Raw genomic sequence first — 2,137 nt, forward strand, 5'->3', positions numbered from 1 at the left:
GTCCCGGACAGGTAGATCACGCCGTCGACCCGCTGGCTGCGCAGCAGCTTGGCGTAGTTCTCCTCCGGGACTTCCGTGGCGTCCGGGACGACCAGCACGACCAGGACGGCGACGGCCGAGGCCGCTCGCTGCACTCCCTCGGCCACCATGGCGAAGAACTGGTTGGTCAGGTCGGGGATCACCATGGCGACGGTCGACGCCGAACGTCGCTTGAGGCTCCTCGCCGACTCGTTGGGCGAGTAGTCGAGCAGGCGGATCGCGTCGAGCACCCGGTTGCGGCGCTCGGGAGCGACCGGCCCGCTGCCGTTCACCACGTAGCTGACCGTGCTGATCGAGACGTTCGCGTGCTCGGCGACGTCCTTCATCGTCGGCCGACGGCGTGCCACCACGGCAGTGACCTCCTAGGTCCGGGCGCCAGCCGCCCAGGTCAGGATGGACGCCCACAGCTTCTGATAGTGGGACCATCCCACGAACTCGGGCGGAGCCCAGTGAGGCGCGAGGTCCGAGGTGAACGCGACGGAGCGGCCCTCGCCGGCTGAGCCCACCACCAGTAGCGGGTCATCTCCGGCTCGCGCGATCGTCGTCGCATCCGGCTTCGCGGTGACCCGGTTGTAGCCGAGCAGCGGCGGCCACTCCGCCGGGGTGCCGCCCAGAACCGCGTGGGCGGGTGCGTCGAACTCCGCCTTGACGCCCTCGGACTCCTCGACCCGGTCGTCGTGGTCGAGCATCCGCACCGGCAGCACGTCAGCCAGCGGTGTCATCCCGAACCTCGCCTTGCCGTCGATCCCGGTGAACGACATGTAGCCGCTGATCATCACCAGGCCCCCGCCTGCCCGCGTCCAGTCACGCAGCAGCGCGAGCCGGTTGGCGCTGCGCTCGGACCTCAGGAAGGTCTCGTCGGGCAGCAGGAAGGAGTTCGAACCGATGTCGGAGAGCACGACCACGTCGAACTGCTGCAGCTCCTGCGCCGACCTGGGGAACTTCGACGAGATCTCGTGGCCACGGACGTAGGTGACCTCGAAGCCTTCGCGGTCGAGCGCGGCCAGGAACTCACCCGCGCCTTCCTCGTACTCGGTGTTGTGGAACTGGTCGAAGCCCTTCATGTGGATCGTGTGCTTGATCCACGACTCGCCGGCGAACAGCACGCGAAGGGGTCCCTGCGCCTCCGCGCTCACAGGACCCGGTCCCCGACACGGGCCGGCAGCACGCGCGCCTCCGGCATGGCGATCACGTTGATCTCGCGCATGTCCCAGCCGATAATCTTGTCCGAGACGAGCTCGTCCGGCTCGCCGTAGCAGTAGCCGTGTCGGAAGTACCGTGCGCCGTCCCGCTCACGAGACAGGAAGATGTTCGAGGTGATGCCGGTGTCGAACGTCAGCCGCGGCATCTTGTCGATCTCGTCGGGCGCGATCACCCGCGGAAATCGGCGTGCGTTGGGGGCGCCGGGGTCATACTCCGTCACGATGCCTCCCCCTTCCATGTCGAGGGCCTCGGGGACCCGCGGGAGAGCGCGCCGCCAGCTCCTCGCTGCTGACGAGTAGGACGAGTAGGTGGGCGCCCCGAAGGTGCTTGATTCGTTTCTATAGTAGCCCGGCGTGCAGGCGCGTGGTCAACCCCCTCCACGACGAACCGCCTTGTCGTCGAGGGTCATCGAGTGCGTCGCCACCCCCCTGCGCCGGTGCGACGCCACGGGCGCTTCACCTGCTCCGTTCGCTCGGGAGATGCGCCGCAAACTCGTCAGCCGCGCTGGGGGCACGGTGCAGAGGGGCGCCTCCGACGACGTCGTCGACGGGAGCGCCAGCTTCTTATAAAGCATTCCAGTAGCGAGGTGTCTGTGGCAGACGCATCTCGTGCTCAATGGGCTCAAGATCCTCGCTTCTCCCGGGTGTTCGCGGGTCCGTTCGCCCCAATGGTCTCGGCCGACCTGGGAGCGACAGGGGCGAGGGTCGAGAGTCCTGGTCGCGGTGTCGACACCCGCGCCTGGGCCCGCCGTACGACGACGCAGGCCAGGCCACGTACTTCCAGGCCGCCAACCGCAAACAAGGCCTCGATCTCCTCGACCTGGACGATCGTTCGATCAGGCGGTTGCGCGGACCTCGGCGCTGGAAGCCGATGTCGTGGACGAGCGCTACCGGAC

General features: G+C 68.0%; 3 protein-coding genes. All 3 read right to left on the reverse strand.

The features are described from left to right. Window positions 1-389: LacI family DNA-binding transcriptional regulator (locus PKE99_RS37255; RefSeq protein WP_271214992.1), on the reverse strand; the 389-nt coding region annotated here is incomplete at its 3' end. Window positions 390-401: 12 nt separating this feature from the next. Beyond that, window positions 402-1,145: a glutamine amidotransferase gene (locus PKE99_RS37260; protein ID WP_051738286.1), complete on the reverse strand. Its 744-nt coding sequence runs from the start codon at window positions 1,143-1,145 to the stop codon at window positions 402-404. A gap of 26 nt (window positions 1,146-1,171) precedes the next feature. Further along, window positions 1,172-1,462, reverse strand: a complete 291-nt coding sequence (locus PKE99_RS37265; RefSeq protein WP_197040885.1) for a hypothetical protein — start codon at window positions 1,460-1,462, stop codon at window positions 1,172-1,174. Window positions 1,463-2,137: the final 675 nt, after the last annotated feature.

This window comes from Pseudonocardia halophobica (assembly GCF_027922425.1).
GTDB classification, from domain to species: Bacteria; Actinomycetota; Actinomycetes; order Mycobacteriales; family Pseudonocardiaceae; genus Pseudonocardia; species Pseudonocardia halophobica.